At 66.4% G+C, this 15,255-nt stretch carries 25 protein-coding genes and 1 tRNA gene; 22 read left to right on the top strand and 4 right to left on the bottom strand.

The window, feature by feature from the left end; all coding sequences use genetic code 11:
• Positions 1 to 102: 102 nt before the first annotated feature.
• Genes AC1DR7_RS13205 through AC1DR7_RS13175 form a run of 7 tightly spaced genes read left to right on the top strand, consistent with a single transcriptional unit; the run spans position 103 to position 2,427 of the window.
• The gene (locus AC1DR7_RS13205) at positions 103 to 312 is read left to right on the top strand and encodes a hypothetical protein (protein WP_457321975.1); all 210 of its coding nucleotides are present in this window, start codon (positions 103 to 105) and stop codon (positions 310 to 312) included.
• Entirely contained in the window at positions 309 to 548 is a 240-nt protein-coding gene (locus tag AC1DR7_RS13200) for a hypothetical protein (RefSeq protein ID WP_478051550.1), read from the top strand. The genes AC1DR7_RS13205 and AC1DR7_RS13200 overlap by 4 nt, the downstream gene beginning before the upstream one ends.
• Positions 545 to 1,054, top strand: a complete 510-nt coding sequence (locus AC1DR7_RS13195; protein ID WP_478051549.1) for a hypothetical protein — start codon at positions 545 to 547, stop codon at positions 1,052 to 1,054. Before AC1DR7_RS13200 ends, AC1DR7_RS13195 begins: the two co-directional genes overlap by 4 nt.
• Positions 1,051 to 1,251: a hypothetical protein gene (locus AC1DR7_RS13190; RefSeq protein ID WP_457319322.1), complete on the top strand. Its 201-nt coding sequence runs from the start codon at positions 1,051 to 1,053 to the stop codon at positions 1,249 to 1,251. The genes AC1DR7_RS13195 and AC1DR7_RS13190 overlap by 4 nt, the downstream gene beginning before the upstream one ends.
• Positions 1,248 to 1,391, top strand: a complete 144-nt coding sequence (locus AC1DR7_RS13185) for a hypothetical protein (RefSeq protein WP_457319321.1) — start codon at positions 1,248 to 1,250, stop codon at positions 1,389 to 1,391. The genes AC1DR7_RS13190 and AC1DR7_RS13185 overlap by 4 nt, the downstream gene beginning before the upstream one ends.
• Positions 1,388 to 1,939 carry a hypothetical protein gene (locus AC1DR7_RS13180; protein ID WP_457319320.1) on the top strand — a complete coding sequence of 184 codons (552 nt, stop codon included), beginning with the start codon at positions 1,388 to 1,390 and terminating at the stop codon, positions 1,937 to 1,939. The genes AC1DR7_RS13185 and AC1DR7_RS13180 overlap by 4 nt, the downstream gene beginning before the upstream one ends.
• Positions 1,936 to 2,427 carry a hypothetical protein gene (locus AC1DR7_RS13175; protein ID WP_457319319.1) on the top strand — a complete coding sequence of 164 codons (492 nt, stop codon included), beginning with the start codon at positions 1,936 to 1,938 and terminating at the stop codon, positions 2,425 to 2,427. The genes AC1DR7_RS13180 and AC1DR7_RS13175 overlap by 4 nt, the downstream gene beginning before the upstream one ends.
• Before the next feature lie 25 nt (positions 2,428 to 2,452).
• On the opposite strand, the gene AC1DR7_RS13170 is transcribed toward AC1DR7_RS13175, so the two are convergent.
• Complete coding sequence (locus AC1DR7_RS13170) at positions 2,453 to 2,923, bottom strand: hypothetical protein (RefSeq protein ID WP_457319318.1); 471 nt, start codon at positions 2,921 to 2,923, stop codon at positions 2,453 to 2,455.
• Positions 2,924 to 2,975: 52 nt separating this feature from the next.
• Here AC1DR7_RS13170 and AC1DR7_RS13165 point away from each other — a divergent pair, with 52 nt between their 5' ends.
• From AC1DR7_RS13165 to AC1DR7_RS13130, 8 genes are read left to right on the top strand one after another with little or no spacing between them, the layout of a single operon-like run.
• On the top strand, positions 2,976 to 3,344 hold the full coding sequence (locus tag AC1DR7_RS13165; protein WP_457319317.1) for a hypothetical protein: 369 nt from the start codon (positions 2,976 to 2,978) through the stop codon (positions 3,342 to 3,344).
• A gap of 11 nt (positions 3,345 to 3,355) precedes the next feature.
• On the top strand, positions 3,356 to 3,877 hold the full coding sequence (locus AC1DR7_RS13160; RefSeq protein ID WP_457319316.1) for a PDDEXK family nuclease: 522 nt from the start codon (positions 3,356 to 3,358) through the stop codon (positions 3,875 to 3,877).
• Complete coding sequence (locus AC1DR7_RS13155) at positions 3,870 to 4,073, top strand: hypothetical protein (protein WP_457319315.1); 204 nt, start codon at positions 3,870 to 3,872, stop codon at positions 4,071 to 4,073. The genes AC1DR7_RS13160 and AC1DR7_RS13155 overlap by 8 nt, the downstream gene beginning before the upstream one ends.
• Positions 4,070 to 4,288 carry a DUF7220 family protein gene (locus AC1DR7_RS13150; RefSeq protein ID WP_457319314.1) on the top strand — a complete coding sequence of 73 codons (219 nt, stop codon included), beginning with the start codon at positions 4,070 to 4,072 and terminating at the stop codon, positions 4,286 to 4,288. Before AC1DR7_RS13155 ends, AC1DR7_RS13150 begins: the two co-directional genes overlap by 4 nt.
• Positions 4,285 to 5,028, top strand: a complete 744-nt coding sequence (locus AC1DR7_RS13145) for a DNA-methyltransferase (RefSeq protein ID WP_457319313.1) — start codon at positions 4,285 to 4,287, stop codon at positions 5,026 to 5,028. Before AC1DR7_RS13150 ends, AC1DR7_RS13145 begins: the two co-directional genes overlap by 4 nt.
• A gap of 25 nt (positions 5,029 to 5,053) precedes the next feature.
• Positions 5,054 to 5,353 (top strand): hypothetical protein, encoded by a 300-nt coding sequence (locus tag AC1DR7_RS13140; RefSeq protein ID WP_457319312.1) that lies wholly within the window; start codon positions 5,054 to 5,056, stop codon positions 5,351 to 5,353.
• A 1-nt stretch (position 5,354) separates the two neighbouring features.
• The gene (locus AC1DR7_RS13135) at positions 5,355 to 5,552 is read left to right on the top strand and encodes a DUF4224 domain-containing protein (RefSeq protein WP_346492260.1); all 198 of its coding nucleotides are present in this window, start codon (positions 5,355 to 5,357) and stop codon (positions 5,550 to 5,552) included.
• Positions 5,553 to 6,593, top strand: coding sequence for a tyrosine-type recombinase/integrase (locus tag AC1DR7_RS13130; protein WP_457319311.1), 1,041 nt, complete (start codon positions 5,553 to 5,555; stop codon positions 6,591 to 6,593).
• 431 nt (positions 6,594 to 7,024) lie between these two features.
• Here the strand turns inward: AC1DR7_RS13130 and AC1DR7_RS13125 are convergent.
• Positions 7,025 to 7,098, bottom strand: a tRNA-Gly gene (locus AC1DR7_RS13125).
• 124 nt (positions 7,099 to 7,222) lie between these two features.
• Positions 7,223 to 9,022, bottom strand: a complete 1,800-nt coding sequence (locus tag AC1DR7_RS13120; RefSeq protein ID WP_478051554.1) for an autotransporter outer membrane beta-barrel domain-containing protein — start codon at positions 9,020 to 9,022, stop codon at positions 7,223 to 7,225.
• A gap of 233 nt (positions 9,023 to 9,255) precedes the next feature.
• Between AC1DR7_RS13120 and thiS the strand changes: the two genes are divergently transcribed.
• The 4 genes from thiS (at position 9,256) to AC1DR7_RS13100 (ending at position 12,943) form a co-directional block, all read left to right on the top strand.
• Positions 9,256 to 9,456, top strand: a complete 201-nt coding sequence (thiS, locus tag AC1DR7_RS13115; RefSeq protein ID WP_457320401.1) for a sulfur carrier protein ThiS — start codon at positions 9,256 to 9,258, stop codon at positions 9,454 to 9,456.
• Positions 9,457 to 9,539: 83 nt separating this feature from the next.
• On the top strand, positions 9,540 to 10,334 hold the full coding sequence (locus AC1DR7_RS13110) for a thiazole synthase (RefSeq protein ID WP_478051548.1): 795 nt from the start codon (positions 9,540 to 9,542) through the stop codon (positions 10,332 to 10,334).
• Positions 10,334 to 11,068 (top strand): tRNA (guanosine(46)-N7)-methyltransferase TrmB, encoded by a 735-nt coding sequence (trmB, locus tag AC1DR7_RS13105; protein WP_478051547.1) that lies wholly within the window; start codon positions 10,334 to 10,336, stop codon positions 11,066 to 11,068. Before AC1DR7_RS13110 ends, trmB begins: the two co-directional genes overlap by 1 nt.
• Before the next feature lie 27 nt (positions 11,069 to 11,095).
• Entirely contained in the window at positions 11,096 to 12,943 is a 1,848-nt protein-coding gene (locus AC1DR7_RS13100) for an SLC13 family permease (protein WP_457320395.1), read from the top strand.
• Between the two features lie 111 nt (positions 12,944 to 13,054).
• Here the strand turns inward: AC1DR7_RS13100 and AC1DR7_RS13095 are convergent, their stop codons facing one another.
• Complete coding sequence (locus AC1DR7_RS13095) at positions 13,055 to 13,402, bottom strand: Rieske (2Fe-2S) protein (protein ID WP_457320393.1); 348 nt, start codon at positions 13,400 to 13,402, stop codon at positions 13,055 to 13,057.
• 177 nt (positions 13,403 to 13,579) lie between these two features.
• On the opposite strand from AC1DR7_RS13095, the gene AC1DR7_RS13090 reads away from it, so the two are divergent.
• The 3 genes from AC1DR7_RS13090 to mscL all read left to right on the top strand — a co-directional run bounded on the left by AC1DR7_RS13090 (position 13,580) and on the right by mscL (position 15,170).
• Positions 13,580 to 13,858, top strand: a complete 279-nt coding sequence (locus AC1DR7_RS13090) for a hypothetical protein (protein ID WP_256775528.1) — start codon at positions 13,580 to 13,582, stop codon at positions 13,856 to 13,858.
• Between the two features lie 132 nt (positions 13,859 to 13,990).
• Positions 13,991 to 14,698 (top strand): fumarylacetoacetate hydrolase family protein, encoded by a 708-nt coding sequence (locus AC1DR7_RS13085; protein WP_256775529.1) that lies wholly within the window; start codon positions 13,991 to 13,993, stop codon positions 14,696 to 14,698.
• A gap of 58 nt (positions 14,699 to 14,756) precedes the next feature.
• Positions 14,757 to 15,170, top strand: a complete 414-nt coding sequence (mscL, locus tag AC1DR7_RS13080; RefSeq protein ID WP_121039325.1) for a large-conductance mechanosensitive channel protein MscL — start codon at positions 14,757 to 14,759, stop codon at positions 15,168 to 15,170.
• The last annotated feature ends 85 nt before the right edge of the window (positions 15,171 to 15,255 follow it).

The raw sequence follows: 15,255 nt of genomic DNA, 5'->3' as shown, positions 1-15,255 counted from the left end.
ACCGTCCGTTAGCTTATGGCTATTGACAGGCAAATAGCCTTTGGCTAATGTTCGTTCGTCGCCCCAGTAACAGCCCATCCGGGCCGGGGCACGGAGTCTTCCATGGCCTACATCAGCACCACTGATCGCTCCCACGCCGTCGTGGAAGCGCGTCCGCGTAACGAATCCATCGTCATCAAGATCGGGGACGCCCTCATCGTCCTTGAGCAGGCAGAAGCACTGCAGCTCAGCGCCGACCTTGCTTCAGTGGCCGGCCAGTTCAGCCCCGCCCTCCAGCGCGGCAACGCCGACCTGGTCCAGGTGCACGCATGAGCGCACCTGTCGATGTCCTGGCGCTGCGCGACGACCTCGCGTGGTGGATTCGCCTGGAGCGCGGTGCCAGCCGACGCGCTCGGTACTTCGAGCGCCGGGCAAACAACCCCAAGAACCCGAACCGTGCAGCTTCCGCGCGTGTCGCCGCCGGCTACCAGGGTGACGCAGCGAAGGACCGCAGGCGAATCGCCGAGCTGCGCGACACCCTCGCCCTCGTTCAAGGCGGCGCCGCATGAGCTTCTACAAGACCAACGCCCCGGCCGTGCTGGCCGCGTGGGAAGAAGAAAGCGCGCAGAAGGCAGCACTCCGAGCGGAAATCGATACCTTCGCCGCCAAATTCGGCGGCGAAGGCTTCATTTATGCCGATCCCTACCGCTTCGCTGGGATCAAATTCGTGTCGGTCGCGCCTCGTGACCTCTGGCGCGCGCCTGATCGCGACGGCCTGCAGTGGCCGCGTAGCTCTCCGCTCAAGGGCGCCAGCGCAGAAACCAAGGCAGAGCTGAAAGCCCTGAACGCGACCTGGAGAGATCACGCCCCCACCGGCAGCATCCGTGCCAACCGTGTTCACCAAGCCCTCGGCTTCAGCAGCCATCTGGAATTCCTGTTCGAAGGGCTGACGCTCTTCGTCTATGGCGGATTCCTCTACGCCAGCACCCGCAAGGCCATGCCCGGCATGACCGAGATCCTGGGCAGCGAGTACGAGGCTGCCGAGCGCGCCTTGCTCCAGGGCGGTGACGCATGAGCGTCACCACCTACGAGCAGTTCGCCCGCGCACAGTCCGTGCGCAGCCAGGCCATCAGCAAGGGCTGGAACCACCACGAGTGCGTCGGCCAGCTGGTCCGCGCTGGCTATTCCAAGGCCGTCCAGAACGAACTGGCCGAGCGCGCGCGCCGACAGCGCGAAGCACGGTCCCCAGCACCGGGAGGCGACGCAGCATGATCGTCGTCACCTTCTTCCTCGGCTTCCTTGCCGGCGCCACCCTGGCCTCCGTCGTCGCCACCACCTGGCTTGGCCGCTGCCAAACCGAACACTTCGCCCGGATGCTCGAACAGATCCGCTCGCTAGACCCGCGCGCATGACCGCAGCCGTCGCCGAGGGACCGACCGTGGCCGCCACCGTGCGCGCCATGCGCCGCGCTGGCGCCGCTGTTGAGCCGGTGCCGGCGGAGACGGTGCGCGGTTGGGCGGCCACCCTCATGGACCAGCTGTACGGCCTCCAGAAGCCGGTGCGCTACGAATGCCGCCCCCGCTACTCGTCGGAACCGTGGATCGCCGCGAACGAAGGCGACGTGATCAACGCGCGGCGGCGTGACCTGGTGGTGCGTGCGCTCTACCTGCACCCGAAGGCAGACCAGCCGGCCAAGGCCCACCGGTTCCGCGACGGCGTATGCCAAGACTGCCACGAGAAAGACTGGCTGGCCGGGCCCGACTGCTGCCCACCGGCGCCAACGTTGGACAGGCGCGCCGCCCTCCCCTTCGACCCCTTCTGGTTCCGCGAACCCCTCCAGGCACTGCAGCAGATCGCCACGTCGAAGGTCATCAACCACTACGACGCCCGCCGCTGGCAGACCGAAACCACCTACCTGCTCGAACGACTCGACCAGTACCTCAAGGACACCCAGGCATGAGCAACGAACAGCACGCCTCCACCACCGCCGCCGATATCGATTCCCTCGCGCTCGACGTCGCCCGCCGGTTCACTGAGGAATGGGATCCGCAGCGTCGCGCGAGTCTGCAAGTAGCCATCATCCAGGCCATCCGCACCGCGCTCGCGCAGTGCATTGACCTGGGCTCCGGCGTCCGCGCGATCGCCGATGAGCGCCAGCGGCAGGTTGACGCCGAAGGCTACAGCGCCGAAAACGACGCGGACTACAAGGCCGGCGAACTGGCGAACGCGGCGTTGGCCTATGTCCAGGTGGCGGCGATGGACTTGGCCGCCGGCGGGCGCTCTCACGTGGCGACGCGGTCGCCGCCGGCGTGCTGGCCATGGCACCGCCTGTGGTGGAAGCCGAGGGACGCGCGCCGTGACTTGGTGCGCGCTGGGGCTCTGATAGCTGCGCAGCTTGATTTGCTCGACCGTCCGCGCGATCCAGCGCCGGGGGTGTCCCATGGCTGACCCACTGCCCGCCACCGCGTTGTTCTCAAATGACCAGCGAGCCATCACCCCTAATGCCAGTCACGTGTCGAAGCAGCTGCGCAGCAAAGTCCATTGCTTCGCGGTCCCCCATCTGACGGCTGGGCACTGGCGCCATCAAGTGCCGGTGTACTACGTCGTCTCCCTGGATCACTTCCACGTATGCATCGAAGTACTCGGTGCCATCCGAACGGCGCTGATAGCGCGGCCGAAGCACGTGACCGGTCTCGTTGGTATCGCGGTGCAGCGTCGTAGCAATCTGCGAACGGGCGCTGCGAATGCCAGCTGCGCGCGCATCGTCCAGCGTGCCTGGAACTCCAAGCCCGTGCCCAAACGTGACGGTCACTCCGTTAGGCCGTTTAACTTCCACCACATGCACGGACCAACCGTTGGCGGCCTTCGTCACGCTCACTTTTGCAAAGAGCCCGTCCTGATGAACGAGAAAAACCTCGGAATGATCGAGTTGGCTATGCGACATGGCTTCCGTCCTCTAGGGCTGGGCCGAGCTTACCACTGCGGAGAGAGCCCCAATGGCTGATATCGAACAGCAGGCCGTCCTGAACCCCTACTACGACGGGCCCATCTGGAAGGCTTTTGGGCTCGGCCGCGCAGCTTACCTGGTGGTGCCGCGCCGCACGTTGCAGTCCATGCCGCTCGACTGGCAGGAGAGGTTCGTTGCGCTGATGGATGAGGCTCAAGAGCAGCTTCCCGCCGAGGCCTTCCCCGAATACTCCGTGCAGCGCAAGGAGGGCGGTCGGTTCGTGGCCGATCCGCTACGGGACTACCGCCACACCGGGCCCATAGCCCCGAATCCGCCCGTCACTCTGGCCACCGTCAAGCCGCCGCGCAACATGCGCATCAAGGTCCCGGCTGTTGCTGAGATTCGGGAGGACCGGTGATGGCAGGTCCAATGCACGATGAGATCGTGGCAGCAGCCGTCCGGTGGCTTCGACGCAACGGGTGCGCCGCGATCCTTTGCGACCCATTCAAGGCCGGTCCCCGTGAACAGCCCGATGCCATCGGCTGGCGTGATGGGATATCGCTGGTCGTGGAGGTGAAGGCCAGTCGCTCCGACTTCCTTGCCGACGCCAAGAAGCCGCACCGCATCGATCCGGCAGACGCCGTCGGCGACTGGCGCTTCTATGCGGCACCGCCCGGGGTGATCAAAGTCGAGGACCTGCCGGCCGGCTGGGGATTGCTGGAGTGGGACGGGAGCTGCCTGAAGCCTTCGCATGGCGTGCCGCTTGGCAACTGCAACTGGCACGGCGCGCCCTTCCGCGACACGTCGAACAAGCGCGCCGAAACCCAGCTGTTGGTCTCCGCAATCCACCGGCCTGAGTTCGTGCCGCGCCGTGGCACAAGGCTGCGCCCAGGGATCCACTTCGAAGCTTGGGCGGCTCACCTCCTCGAGCCGGAGGTGGCCGGTGGCTGATCCCTTCACCCAGGCCAAGCACACGGCGCGCGTGCTGCTGCACGAGGCGCGCGCCCGGCGCGGCACGTCCTTCTCCCACGTGCTGCTGCGCTGGGCCGGCAATGCCCGCCGCCGGGCCGCTGCTGCCCTTCCTCAACCCACCGCGGTGGTCGAGCGCCGCTCGGCCCTCCCCGCCCAACTGGAGCTGTTCGCTTGAGCCAGACCAAACTCCAATCGTTCCTCGAGGCCAACGTCAGCACGGCAATCGGCTTCGGGATCTCCTGGGCGGTGACGCCGTTCGTGATGGCCGCGTTCGGCTACTCCGTCGGCGCGGGCACAGCGCTGGGCATCACTGTGGTCTACACCGTGATCTCGATCGTGCGCGGCTACCTGGTGCGGCGCTTCTTCAACCGGTTGGCGGTGCGCCGATGATCCACGTCGGCGACTGCCGCGAGGTCTTGCCCATGCTCCCGGCCGCGATTGCGGATTGCTGCATCACCGATCCGCCCTATGGCGACACGTCTTTGGAATGGGATGCGATCTGCCCTGGGTGGATCGAACACGTGGCTCGGGCCCTCAAGCCAGCGGCCTCCATCTGGGTGTTCGGCTCCATGCGCTTCCTGGTGCCGGTGTTCGCGGAGATGGCGGCCCACGGGTTCCGGTACTCCCAAGACGTCGTGTGGGAGAAGCAGAACGGCACGGGCTTCCACAACGATCGGTTCCGGCGGGTCCATGAGCATGCGGTCATGTTCTATCGCGGCGCATGGGCGGACGTGCACCACGCGGCGCAGGTCACGAACGACGCGCGCGCCAGGGTCGTCCGTAAGAAGCAGAAGCCGGCTCAATGGCATGGCGCTACTGGATCCACCACCTACGTCTCGGAGGATGGCGGCCCACGCCTGATGCGTAGCGTGATTCAGGTGCGCAACGAACACGGCCGCGCCATCCACCCCACCCAGAAGCCGCTCGAGCTGCTCTTGCCCCTGATTCGCTACTCCTGCCCACCTGGCGGGACCGTGCTGGACCCTTTCGCGGGCAGCGCAAGCACCGGCGCCGCAGCCACGATCGAACACCGCAGCTTCGTCCTGATCGAGAAGGATCAGGCCATCGCCGCGTCGGCCCAGCAACGCCTGGACAACGAAGCCCCGCTGCTGCGAGGCGCCGCCGCATGAACATCGTCAACCTGGAGGCCACCCCATGACCCAGCGACACATCAGCCACCCCGAGGGGCTGCCGGCCTGCGCCGCCGGACACAGCGCGCGCCACATCCACGACCTGCGCGGCCTCGCCGCCGGCGGTGGCCACCTGGTCGAGTGCAAATGCCGGATGACCAGCAAGCATGCCGAGCCGGATGCCGCCCTGGCCGAATGGCGCCGCATCAACCGCCCCGCCCGCAGCGCGCGAAAGGTGCTGCCCGCGATCGCGGCCCCGGCGGCGGACAACGTTATCCAGATGCGCCTGCAGATGCCAGGCGAAGGGCGGGTGGCCAGTGGCTGACATGTTCCTATCGCGCGATGAGATCGTCACCCTGTGCCGCACGCCGCAGCGCGCGCGCCAGGCGGCGTTTCTCCGCAAGAACGGGATCAAGCACTATCTGGATGCTCACGACTGGCCTGTCGTGTTGCGCTCCAGCGTTGAAGGAACGAGCGCGAGCGCCAAGCAGGCGCTGACATGGACCCCGAGCAAGGTTGCGTAAATGGGAAGGAAACCGAACAAGCCGGGGGCCATCCCCCGGTTCCGCGCTCGCCGGCAGAAGTCCGGCGTGGTGCACTACTACTATGATCACGGCGGCAGGCCACGCAAGGAGACGCCTCTCGGGAGCGACTACGGCGTAGCCATCAAGAAGTGGGCGGAGTTCGAACATGCGAACACTATCCCGGCCGCCGCCGTCGTGACCTTCCGCCACGTCGCGCAGCGCTACCAGGCAGAGGTCGTGCCCACCAAGGCAGTGACCACCCAGCGCCTCAACAATCGCTGCATCACCGCACTGCTCAGCTTCTTCGATGCGCCACCTGCGCCATTCGAAGCAATCCGACCGATCAACATCAGACAGTACTTGGACTGGCGCCCATCGAAGGTCATCGCCAACCGGGAAGTATCCCTGTTCTCGCACATCTGGAACTGGGCACGCGGCAAAGGCGTCACGGACCTGCCGAACCCGTGTGAGGGCATTCGACGCAACAAGGAATCTGGCCGCGGCGTCTACGTGGAAGACGAGGTGTTCCAGGCGGTCTACCGGCATGCCGACGCCTCCCTGCGGGACGCCATGGATCTTGCCTACTTGACCGGCCAGCGCGTCGGCGACGTCTGGTCAATGGATATGCGGCAGGTCACACCCCGTGGCCTGGCTATCACGCAGGCGAAGTCCACGAACAAGGTGCTCATGGAGATCACGGGCGAACTGGGGACGCTGCTGGAACGGATCGCCAAGCGGAAGAGCGAGAAGCTTCCTGACGGCAAGTCGAAGCCGTACAGCACCCGCTTGATCGTAGACGACAGCGGGCTGGCACTGGGCCGGGCAGCGCTGCGCTACCGGTTTGACAAGGCGCGCGATGACGCCGGCATTGCAAAGGGGGAGTTTCAGTTCCGCGACCTGCGCGCGAAGGCAGGCACGGACAAGGCCGATTCGGCCAATGACATTCGCGAAGCGCAGGCCCAGCTGGGCCACTCATCGGTCACGACAACCGAGATCTACGTGCGAAAGAAGCGGGGTTCAAAGGCCACCCCTACACGCTGACCTTAACGGCAGCGAAGTGGTTGGCCAGGGCGTTACGGTGACGTCACGCAAGCGTGATCGACAGGGCCTACGGGTTGCGAGACCATCAAAGCCCACCAAATGAGGTCATTAGAATGCAGGGTAAACCCGACAGCAACACGATCACTGTCGACGGCGCAGTGGTTCGCGGACCCGCGTCGCTGCGAGCTCGGATCGAAGCTGCTCTAGATGCACTGTCTATGGCAGGACAACCAACATCTTCCAATCCCGGAATCAGCACGTACAGGGATTGCGACCCTACCCCGGACGGCTGGACGTTTCACGCCGAGACGGCCTCGGACGCAGCTCAGCTAAAGGATTGGATCGACACCCACGCCTGACCTCAATAGAGCAATTGCGGAGCGGACCAGATATTGCGGAGCGACCAGAATCCCCGAAAGTACTGGGGGATATGGAGCGGGTGAAGGGAATCGAACCCTCGTCAGTAGCTTGGGAAGCTACAGCTCTACCATTGAGCTACACCCGCGCGGTGCCGGACAAGTCTATGCGGCGGGACGGTAAAAAGGCAACGGGCGGCACTGGGCCGCCCGTTGTTTCTGCGTTTCGACCGCTCCGCGCAGCGCCCGGTCRGGAGCGCTGCGCGAAGTGGATCAGAAGCTGCCGCTGAAGCTGGCAAACAGCGTCGCGTCGCGGGCGCGCTTCTGCAGCGTGGTGGTGCTGATGCCCACGTTGCTGTTCAGGCCCCACATGCTGACGCGGGCGCCCAGTACGGCGGTGGCGTAGTTTTTGTCGAATTCCAGGCCCGGCACCTTGTACATGCCCACTTCCGGCATCGACTGCAGCCATGCGCTGGCCTCCTTGCTGTCCTCGAACTCGTGGTCGTAGGTCACCTGCACGTACGGCTTGACGCTGCCGCCGTCGAAGCGCGCCTGCCAGCCGATGCGGCCCACGGTGGAGTCGGCATCCTGGTCGGCGTAGCCCAGCGCGGTCGCGCTCGGGTTGCTCTCGGTGTACCCGTCCAGCTTGACCTTCTGCCAGATCACTGCGGCCACCGGACCGTGGCGGAAGCCGCCCTCGGTGCCGAACTCGTAGCCGGCGTTCAGGGCTGCGGTCAGGTTGCTGCCTTCCGGGGAGCCTTCGTGGATGCGGGTGGCCGGCCCCAGCTGGAGCTTGCGGGTCACGTCATAGTCCAGCCAGCTGTAGCTGAGCTGGGCGTTGACCCAGGCGCGCTCGCCGTACCAGCCGGCGAACAGGCCCAGCGAGGTGTCGGACTGGGTGAAATCGCCCTTGTTCTTGCCGAAGTCCGCATCCATGCGGCCGTAGCCGGCGAAGCCGCCGAGCACCATGCCGTCACGCGCCCAGTCCACGCCGAACAGGCCGGCCGGAGCCATGCCGTCGTACAGGTCGGCGTGGGCGTAGCGCTGCATGTCGCCACGCAGGTTGCCCCACCAGCTCAGGCCATCGGCCGGACGGCCGCCCAGGTGCCAGCTGACCTGGTCGGCGCGCGAACGACCCACGGTCTGCGCCGAGTGGGTCAGGATCTGCTGGTTGCGCGGCGCTTCCAGGATCGACAGGGTGTACTGGCCCAGCATTTCATGGGTGGCAGCGGTCGGATGCACGCCATCGGCGAACACGTAGGTGGTCGCGGCACTCGGGGTGACGTAGGCCAGCGGGCTGCAGGTCAGCGACGAGGCCGTGGTGCAGGCCGGGCTGGTGACGTTGACGAAGCCGTACTGGCCCGGGTTGGCCACGATTTCCTGCAGGACGTGGAAGGTGTCGACCGGAATCACCTGCAGGCCAGCCGCCTTCAGGCCGGCGAACAGGGCATCGTTGTAGGCCTTGGCCAGCGCGGTGCCGGCGGCCATGCCGGCCGCGCCGCCCGCGCGTGCGCCCGGGGTCAGGCCGACGTCGGGAATGGTCGGGACCACGACGTACTGGGCGCCGGCACCCTTCAAGGTAGCGACGATGCCGACCTGGTCGGTCACCGCGTTGGTCAGCGTGGACACCAGCGGCGCGCCGGCCTGGATGGCAAACAGATCGTTGGCGCCGCCGAACACGGTGTACAGCGCGTTCGCGTCAGCCTTGCCGCCGTTGGCAGCCAGGTACTGCGCAGTCTGGGTCTTGAGCGAGTACACCGGCACCGCCGGGGTGCCCGGGGCCAGGGTCAGACTGCTATCCACGCCCACGCGGGCGCCACCGATGGCGTAGTTGTCGCCGTTCTGGCCGTTGCCGTGCGCCGAGGCATTGGTGCCGTAGTAGTCGGCGACGAACTGCGCATACGTCCAGCCCGGGTTGGTGGTGGACTGGCCGGTGACCGGTCGCACTTCGGCCGGCAGCAGCGGGCGGAAGTAACCGGCATCGGTGAGGCTGTCGCCGATGAACACGGTCTTGGTATAGGGGGACTGCTGGGCCATGGCCGGCAGGGCGGCCATGGCGATGGCCACGGCCATCAGGGAACGCAGGGGGCGCTTGCTGAGCAGCATGTAAAACTCCTTGGGGTGGGGAACAGCCGACGTACGCCGGCGCACGGTGGCAATGGTTTCACTGCGCCCCGGGCAATTCACGCTGCGTCGCCGCATGAAATCGCCCCGGGCCTCTGGAAACCCCGCACGGCGGCCTCCGCCGCCCCGACAGCGGGCCGGCAAGGGTACGCACACCGGCCACAATTAGGGACAATGGCGTCATGAACATCGTGCTCAACGGCGACACCCGCCAGCTTCCGCAAAGCGCCACCGTCCTGGACCTGCTGCAGATCGAAAACCTGCTCGAACGCCGTGTCGCGGTGGAGGTCAATGGCGAAATCATCACCCGCGGCCGCCACGCCGACCACCTGCTGCAGGACGGCGACGAGGTGGAAATCGTGCATGCGCTGGGCGGCGGTTGAACAGCGTCAGCGCCGCCACCACCGGCACTCGACGGTCGCTGCAGCCGCAGCATCGTGACGCGCGATAGGCGATAATTCGGCCCATGAATGCACATGCCCCCACTGATTCGCTGGTGATCGCCGGCAAGACCTACAGTTCCCGGCTGCTGACCGGCACCGGCAAGTTCAAGGATCTGGAAGAAACCCGCATCGCCACCGATGCTGCCGGGGCCCAGATCGTCACCGTGGCGATCCGCCGCACCAACATCGGGCAGAACCCGGGCGAGCCCAACCTGCTGGACGTGCTGCCGCCGGACCGTTACACGATCCTGCCCAACACCGCCGGCTGCTACACCGCCGACGACGCGGTGCGCACCTGCCGGCTGGCGCGCGAGCTGCTGGACGGGCACAACCTGACCAAGCTGGAAGTGCTGGGCGACCAGAAGACCCTGTACCCGGACGTGGTGCAGACCCTCAAGGCCGCTGAGGTGCTGGTCAAGGATGGCTTCGAGGTGATGGTCTACACCTCCGATGATCCGATCCTGGCCAAGCGCCTGGAGGAGATCGGCTGCGTTGCGGTGATGCCGCTGGCCGCGCCGATCGGCTCGGGGCTGGGCATCCAGAACAAGTACAACCTGCTGCAGATCATCGAAGACGCCAGAGTGCCGATCATCGTCGACGCCGGCGTGGGCACGGCATCGGACGCGGCGATCGCGATGGAGCTGGGCTGCGATGGCGTGCTGATGAACACCGCCATCGCCGGTGCACGCAAGCCGGTGCTGATGGCCAGCGCGATGCGCAAGGCGGTCGAAGCGGGGCGTGAGGCCTTCCTGGCCGGGCGCATTCCGCGCAAGCGCTACGCCAGTGCCTCCTCGCCGATCGACGGGTTGATCGGCTGATGACCAATCCCTTCGACAGCGCCGGTGCCAAGGCACCGCCCAAGCCCTTCACCATCACCGAAGGCCGCCGCGAGGTGCGCAGTTTCGTGCTGCGCCAGGGCCGCTTCACCCCGGCCCAGCAGCGCGCGTTCGACGACCGCTGGCCGCGCTTCGGCCTGGACTTCACCGGCGAGCCGCGCGACCTGGAGGTAACCTTCGGGCGCGATGCGCCCAAGGTGCTGGAGATCGGCTTTGGCAACGGGGCCGCGCTGCGCTTTGCCGCCCAGCAGGACCCCAGCCGCGACTACATCGGCCTGGAAGTGCACGCCCCCGGCGTGGGCCGCCTGCTCAACGCACTGGCCGACGACAACGCCGATCACGTGCGTCTGTACCACCACGATGCGGTGGAAGTACTGGAGAAGGAGATCGCCGATGGCGCGCTGGATGAAGTGCGCATCTATTTCCCCGATCCGTGGCACAAGAAGCGTCACAACAAGCGCCGCCTGATCCAGCCCGGCTTTGCCGACCTGCTGGTGCGCAAGCTGCGCGTCGGCGGCCGCCTGCATTGCGCCACCGACTGGCAAGACTATGCCGAGCAGATGTGGGACGTGCTCGACGCCACCGACGGGCTGACCAACCGCGCCGGGCCGCGTGGCCAGGTGGAACGTCCCGCGTGGCGCCCGCAGACCCACTTCGAAACCCGTGGCCAGAAACTCGGCCATGGCGTGTGGGACCTGTTGTACGACCGTACCTGATCCCACCCCAAGGAACCGCGCCACCCCATGGACACCGCGCTGACGCTGACCACCGATATGAAGCTCGTCCTCGGGCTGGTTGGCTTCACGATGGCGATGTTCCTGTTCGAGCGCATCCGCGCCGACGTGGTGGCGCTGGTGGTGCTGGTGGTGCTGGGCGTCACCGGGCTGATCGCGCCGGAGGAAATCTTCGGCGGCTTCTCCGGCAACGCGGTGATGAGCATCATCGCCACCACCATCCTCGGTGCGGGCCTGGACCGCACCGGGGCGTTGAACCGGCTGGCGGCCTGGCTGCTGCGGCGCGGGCATGGCGTTGAAACGCGCCTGCTGATGATGACCACCGCGATCGCCGGCTTGAACTCGTCCTTCATGCAGAACCCCTCAGTGATGGCGCTGTACCTGCCGGTCGCCTCGCGGCTGGCCGCCCGCACCGGCCTGACCCTGCAACGGCTGCTGCTGCCGATCGCCGCGGCGATTGTGATGGGCGGTGCGCTGACCATGGTCGGCAACTCGCCGCTGATCCTGTTGAACGATCTGCTGGCTTCGGCCAACAACAACCTGCCCTCGGGCCTGGCCACCATCGAGCCGCTGCGCATGTTCGCGCCGCTGCCGATCGGCGTGGCGCTGTTGATCGCCTCGCTGCTGTACTTCCGCTACTTCGGCGACCGCAAGCTGGTCGAGGAAGAAACCCTCGCCAACGATGGCGTCACTCCGGCCCGTACCGAAAGCTACTTTGCCAAGACCTACGGCATCGAAGGCGACGTGTTCGAGCTGGTGGTCACCGCCGAAAGCCCGTTGGTCGGCATGACCCTGGGCGAGGCCGAGAACGTGCACGACGCACCGCTGCTGCTGGCGCTCAAGACCGGCAACGACACCCGCCTGGCACCGCCGGCGGAAATGCGCATCTGGGTGGGCAGCGTGCTCGGGGTGATGGGGGCGCGCCAGCAGGTAGGCGATTTCGCGCAGAACCAGTTCCTGCGCATGTCCTCGCGCCTGAAGCACCTGGGCGACCTGTTCAATCCCAGCCGCGCGGGTATTTCCGAAGCGGTGATCCCGCCGACCTCGGACGTGATCGGCAAGACCGCTTCGGAGCTGCGCCTGCGCAAGCAGCGCGGCATCAGCCTGCTGGCGATCAACCGCGACAAGCAGGTGATCCGCGAGGACGTGCGCAACGTGGCGCTGCGCGCCGGCGACATGCTGGTGTTCCATAGCATCTGGACCGATCTGGCGCAGGCCGCCAAGAGCCGCGACTTCGTGGTGGTCACCGACTACCCCAAGGGTGAGCAGCGCCCGCACAAGTTCAAGATCGCGATGAGCATCTTCGCCATCACCATCCTGATCGCGCTGACCTCCAAGCTGCCGGTGGCGCTGACCCTGATGACCGGCGTGGCCGGCATGCTGCTCACCGGCGTGCTGCGCATGGACGAGGCCTACGCCTCGATCAACTGGAAGACCATCTTCATGATGGCCGGGCTGATCCCGCTGGGCTGGGCGATGGACAGCAGCGGCGCGGCCGCCTGGATCGCCGGCCACACCATCGACCGCCTGCCCACCGGCATCCCGGTGTGGGTGCTGGAAATCGCGCTGGCGCTGCTGACCACGATGTTCTCGCTGGTGATCAGCCATGTGGGGGCGACCATCGTCATGGTGCCGATCGCAGTCAACCTGGCGTTGGCGGCCGGTGGCAATCCGACCGCATTTGCGTTGATCGTGGCGTTGTCGGCGTCCAACAACCTGATGACCGCCTCCAACCCGGTGATTTCGATGATCACCGGCCCGGCCAACTACACACCGCGCGAACTGTGGCGGGTGGGCGCCCCGCTGTCGCTGATCTACACCGCCGTAGTGGTGTTGATGATCAACGTGATGTTCTGACCGCCTTCGGACCGTTGGCAACGTGCGTGCAATGACCGGGAGTGTCGGCCGCTGGCCGGCTCGTCGTGCAACCGACACCAGACACAGCCGGCCAGCGGCCGGCACTGCGATTCATCCCAGCCACACCTGACCATCGCGCACCTGCAGCGCTACCGAACGCAGGCGGTCGCCCTTGCAGGGTCCTGCCACGCAGGTGCCATCGTCCAGCGAGAACGATGCCCCGTGGGCAGCGCACACCAGATGGCCTTCGCGGCTTTTGAGGAACTGGCCGGGCGCCCAGTCCAGGCGGCGCCCGGCATGGGGGCAGATGTTCAGCCAGCCACGCACGTCATCGCCTTCTCGATACAGCACGACCGACTCGCTGACCCCTTCGAGCGTCGCGTCCACCTCGGCAAATCCGGCCTCGGCAATGGCATCCAGCGCGATCAACGGGGCTACAGCGGCATCAGGTGCAGACATGGCGGAGGCAGTCGGACAACGGGATCACATTCTCTCACGCCCTCATCTGGCTGGCTGCGGGATGAACACAAGTCATTGATTTGAAATGAACAGCGTTGCCGTTTAACGAGTTTTTCACTCAATGACAGTGGCCAGCCCGGATACTCGGAGTTCGCTGACTTCAGCCAAAGAAACGCCATGTACAACCGCTTCTTCCAGTTCAACTCGTTCCGCACCCTGTTCGCGCCGCGCAAGCCGCGCCATCCGCTGGTGCGCGTTGCGGTGGGTCTGCTGGGCCTGGCGATCCTGGCCGCGCTGGTGTTTGTCGGGGTTTTCGTGGGTGCGGCGATGATCATCGCCGGTCTGGCATGGAAGCTGCTCGCCCAGCGCAAGCAGAACGCGCGCCCGAGCGACCCGCACGTGGTCGACGCCGAGTACCACGTGGTCCGCAAGCAGGCCTTGCCGCTGTCGCGCTGAGGTTCCGCCGCGCGCGCCCGCGCGGCGTGTTCTGAACTCCGCTGCATTGAACGCCAACGGCCACGCCTCGGCGTGGCATGTCGCGCGCGCGCGTTCTAGACTGCCCGTGACCTTACGTGACAGGACGCGAGCATGACCGATGTAATCCCCACGCCCGAGCCACCGCGCATTCCGGTTGCCGGTGGCGGCACCTTCCCGGTGCGCCGCATCTACTGTGTCGGGCGCAACTTCGCCGACCATGCGCGCGAGATGGGCGCGGCCGTGCCGGCCGCCGAGGATCGCGGCCGCCCGATGTTCTTCAGCAAGCCCGCCGATGCGATCGTGGTCGGACATGACGATGTGATTCCCTACCCGTCGGCGACCTCGGACCTGCACCACGAAGTCGAGCTGGTGGTGGCGATCGGCCGCGACGCGCCCGCCGGCGAGCTGCCGGTCGACCAGGCCGAAGCACTGGTGTTCGGCTACGGCGTCGGCCTGGACCTGACGCGGCGCGACCTGCAGGCGCAGGCCAAGGCCAAGGGCCATCCGTGGGATCCGGCCAAGGGCTTCGACCAGTCCGCCCCGGTCAGCGAACTGGTGCCGGCGGCGGAAGTGGGCGATCTGGCCGCGCTCAACCTGTCGCTGGAGATCAACGGTGAAGTACGCCAGCAGTCGCTGCTGGACCAGATGATCTGGAACGTGCCGGAGATCCTGCACGAGTTGTCCAAGCTGTGGGCGCTGAAAGCCGGCGACCTGGTCTTCATGGGCACCCCATCGGGCGTGGCCGCGTTGAAGCCGGGCGACCGTTTCAGCGCGCGGCTGGAGAACGTGGCCGAGCGCCACGGCATCATCGCCGGATGACACGCGCTGCGCTACGCTGCGGCGTCCTTTGATTCCCCCGATACGATAGGAGAGCCCGATGGGTGTACTGACTGAGTTCAAAGAGTTCGCCATGCGTGGCAACGTCATCGACCTGGCGGTCGGTGTGGTCATCGGTGCGGCGTTCGGCAAGATCGTCACCGCGCTGGTGGACAAAATCATCATGCCGCCGCTCGGCTGGATGATCGGGCGGGTGGATTTCTCCGAACTGGCCTGGACGCTGGCCCCGGCGCGGATTGCCGCAGATGGCAAGGAGATTCCGGCGGTGGTGATCGGCTACGGCGACTTCCTCAACACCGTGGTGCAGTTCGTGATCGTGGCCTTTGCGATCTTCATGGTCGTGAAGTTCATCAACCGCCTGGCCCGCAAGAAGCAGGCCGAGCCGGCCGCCCCGGCGGCGCCGAGCGAAGAAGTGCTGCTGCTGCGCGAAATCCGCGACAACCTGAAGCACTGAGGCAGCACTGTCGGTGGCCCGCCGCTGGCCGGCAGCACGGAAACGGTAGTGCCGGCCGCTGGCCGGCTCCACGGATAGTCGGATC

The sequence above is a fragment of the Stenotrophomonas sp. P5_A9 genome (genome assembly GCF_056400525.1).
This window is presented reverse-complemented; position numbering and strand designations above follow the sequence as displayed.

What these genes read in the sequence shown, in the direction of transcription:
- AC1DR7_RS13205 (WP_457321975.1), top strand. Translation starts at nt 103, where the DNA reads ATGGCCTACATCAGCACCACTGATCGCTCCCACGCCGTCGTGGAAGCG.
- AC1DR7_RS13200 (WP_478051550.1), top strand. Translation starts at nt 309, where the DNA reads ATGAGCGCACCTGTCGATGTCCTGGCGCTGCGCGACGACCTCGCGTGG.
- AC1DR7_RS13195 (WP_478051549.1), top strand. Translation starts at nt 545, where the DNA reads ATGAGCTTCTACAAGACCAACGCCCCGGCCGTGCTGGCCGCGTGGGAA.
- AC1DR7_RS13190 (WP_457319322.1), top strand. Translation starts at nt 1,051, where the DNA reads ATGAGCGTCACCACCTACGAGCAGTTCGCCCGCGCACAGTCCGTGCGC.
- AC1DR7_RS13185 (WP_457319321.1), top strand. Translation starts at nt 1,248, where the DNA reads ATGATCGTCGTCACCTTCTTCCTCGGCTTCCTTGCCGGCGCCACCCTG.
- AC1DR7_RS13180 (WP_457319320.1), top strand. Translation starts at nt 1,388, where the DNA reads ATGACCGCAGCCGTCGCCGAGGGACCGACCGTGGCCGCCACCGTGCGC.
- AC1DR7_RS13175 (WP_457319319.1), top strand. Translation starts at nt 1,936, where the DNA reads ATGAGCAACGAACAGCACGCCTCCACCACCGCCGCCGATATCGATTCC.
- AC1DR7_RS13170 (WP_457319318.1), bottom strand. Translation starts at nt 2,923, where the DNA reads ATGTCGCATAGCCAACTCGATCATTCCGAGGTTTTTCTCGTTCATCAG.
- AC1DR7_RS13165 (WP_457319317.1), top strand. Translation starts at nt 2,976, where the DNA reads ATGGCTGATATCGAACAGCAGGCCGTCCTGAACCCCTACTACGACGGG.
- AC1DR7_RS13160 (WP_457319316.1), top strand. Translation starts at nt 3,356, where the DNA reads ATGCACGATGAGATCGTGGCAGCAGCCGTCCGGTGGCTTCGACGCAAC.
- AC1DR7_RS13145 (WP_457319313.1), top strand. Translation starts at nt 4,285, where the DNA reads ATGATCCACGTCGGCGACTGCCGCGAGGTCTTGCCCATGCTCCCGGCC.
- AC1DR7_RS13140 (WP_457319312.1), top strand. Translation starts at nt 5,054, where the DNA reads ATGACCCAGCGACACATCAGCCACCCCGAGGGGCTGCCGGCCTGCGCC.
- AC1DR7_RS13135 (WP_346492260.1), top strand. Translation starts at nt 5,355, where the DNA reads ATGTTCCTATCGCGCGATGAGATCGTCACCCTGTGCCGCACGCCGCAG.
- AC1DR7_RS13130 (WP_457319311.1), top strand. Translation starts at nt 5,553, where the DNA reads ATGGGAAGGAAACCGAACAAGCCGGGGGCCATCCCCCGGTTCCGCGCT.
- AC1DR7_RS13120 (WP_478051554.1), bottom strand. Translation starts at nt 9,022, where the DNA reads ATGGCCGTGGCCATCGCCATGGCCGCCCTGCCGGCCATGGCCCAGCAG.
- thiS (WP_457320401.1), top strand. Translation starts at nt 9,256, where the DNA reads ATGAACATCGTGCTCAACGGCGACACCCGCCAGCTTCCGCAAAGCGCC.
- AC1DR7_RS13110 (WP_478051548.1), top strand. Translation starts at nt 9,540, where the DNA reads ATGAATGCACATGCCCCCACTGATTCGCTGGTGATCGCCGGCAAGACC.
- trmB (WP_478051547.1), top strand. Translation starts at nt 10,334, where the DNA reads ATGACCAATCCCTTCGACAGCGCCGGTGCCAAGGCACCGCCCAAGCCC.
- AC1DR7_RS13100 (WP_457320395.1), top strand. Translation starts at nt 11,096, where the DNA reads ATGGACACCGCGCTGACGCTGACCACCGATATGAAGCTCGTCCTCGGG.
- AC1DR7_RS13095 (WP_457320393.1), bottom strand. Translation starts at nt 13,402, where the DNA reads ATGTCTGCACCTGATGCCGCTGTAGCCCCGTTGATCGCGCTGGATGCC.
- AC1DR7_RS13090 (WP_256775528.1), top strand. Translation starts at nt 13,580, where the DNA reads ATGTACAACCGCTTCTTCCAGTTCAACTCGTTCCGCACCCTGTTCGCG.
- AC1DR7_RS13085 (WP_256775529.1), top strand. Translation starts at nt 13,991, where the DNA reads ATGACCGATGTAATCCCCACGCCCGAGCCACCGCGCATTCCGGTTGCC.
- mscL (WP_121039325.1), top strand. Translation starts at nt 14,757, where the DNA reads ATGGGTGTACTGACTGAGTTCAAAGAGTTCGCCATGCGTGGCAACGTC.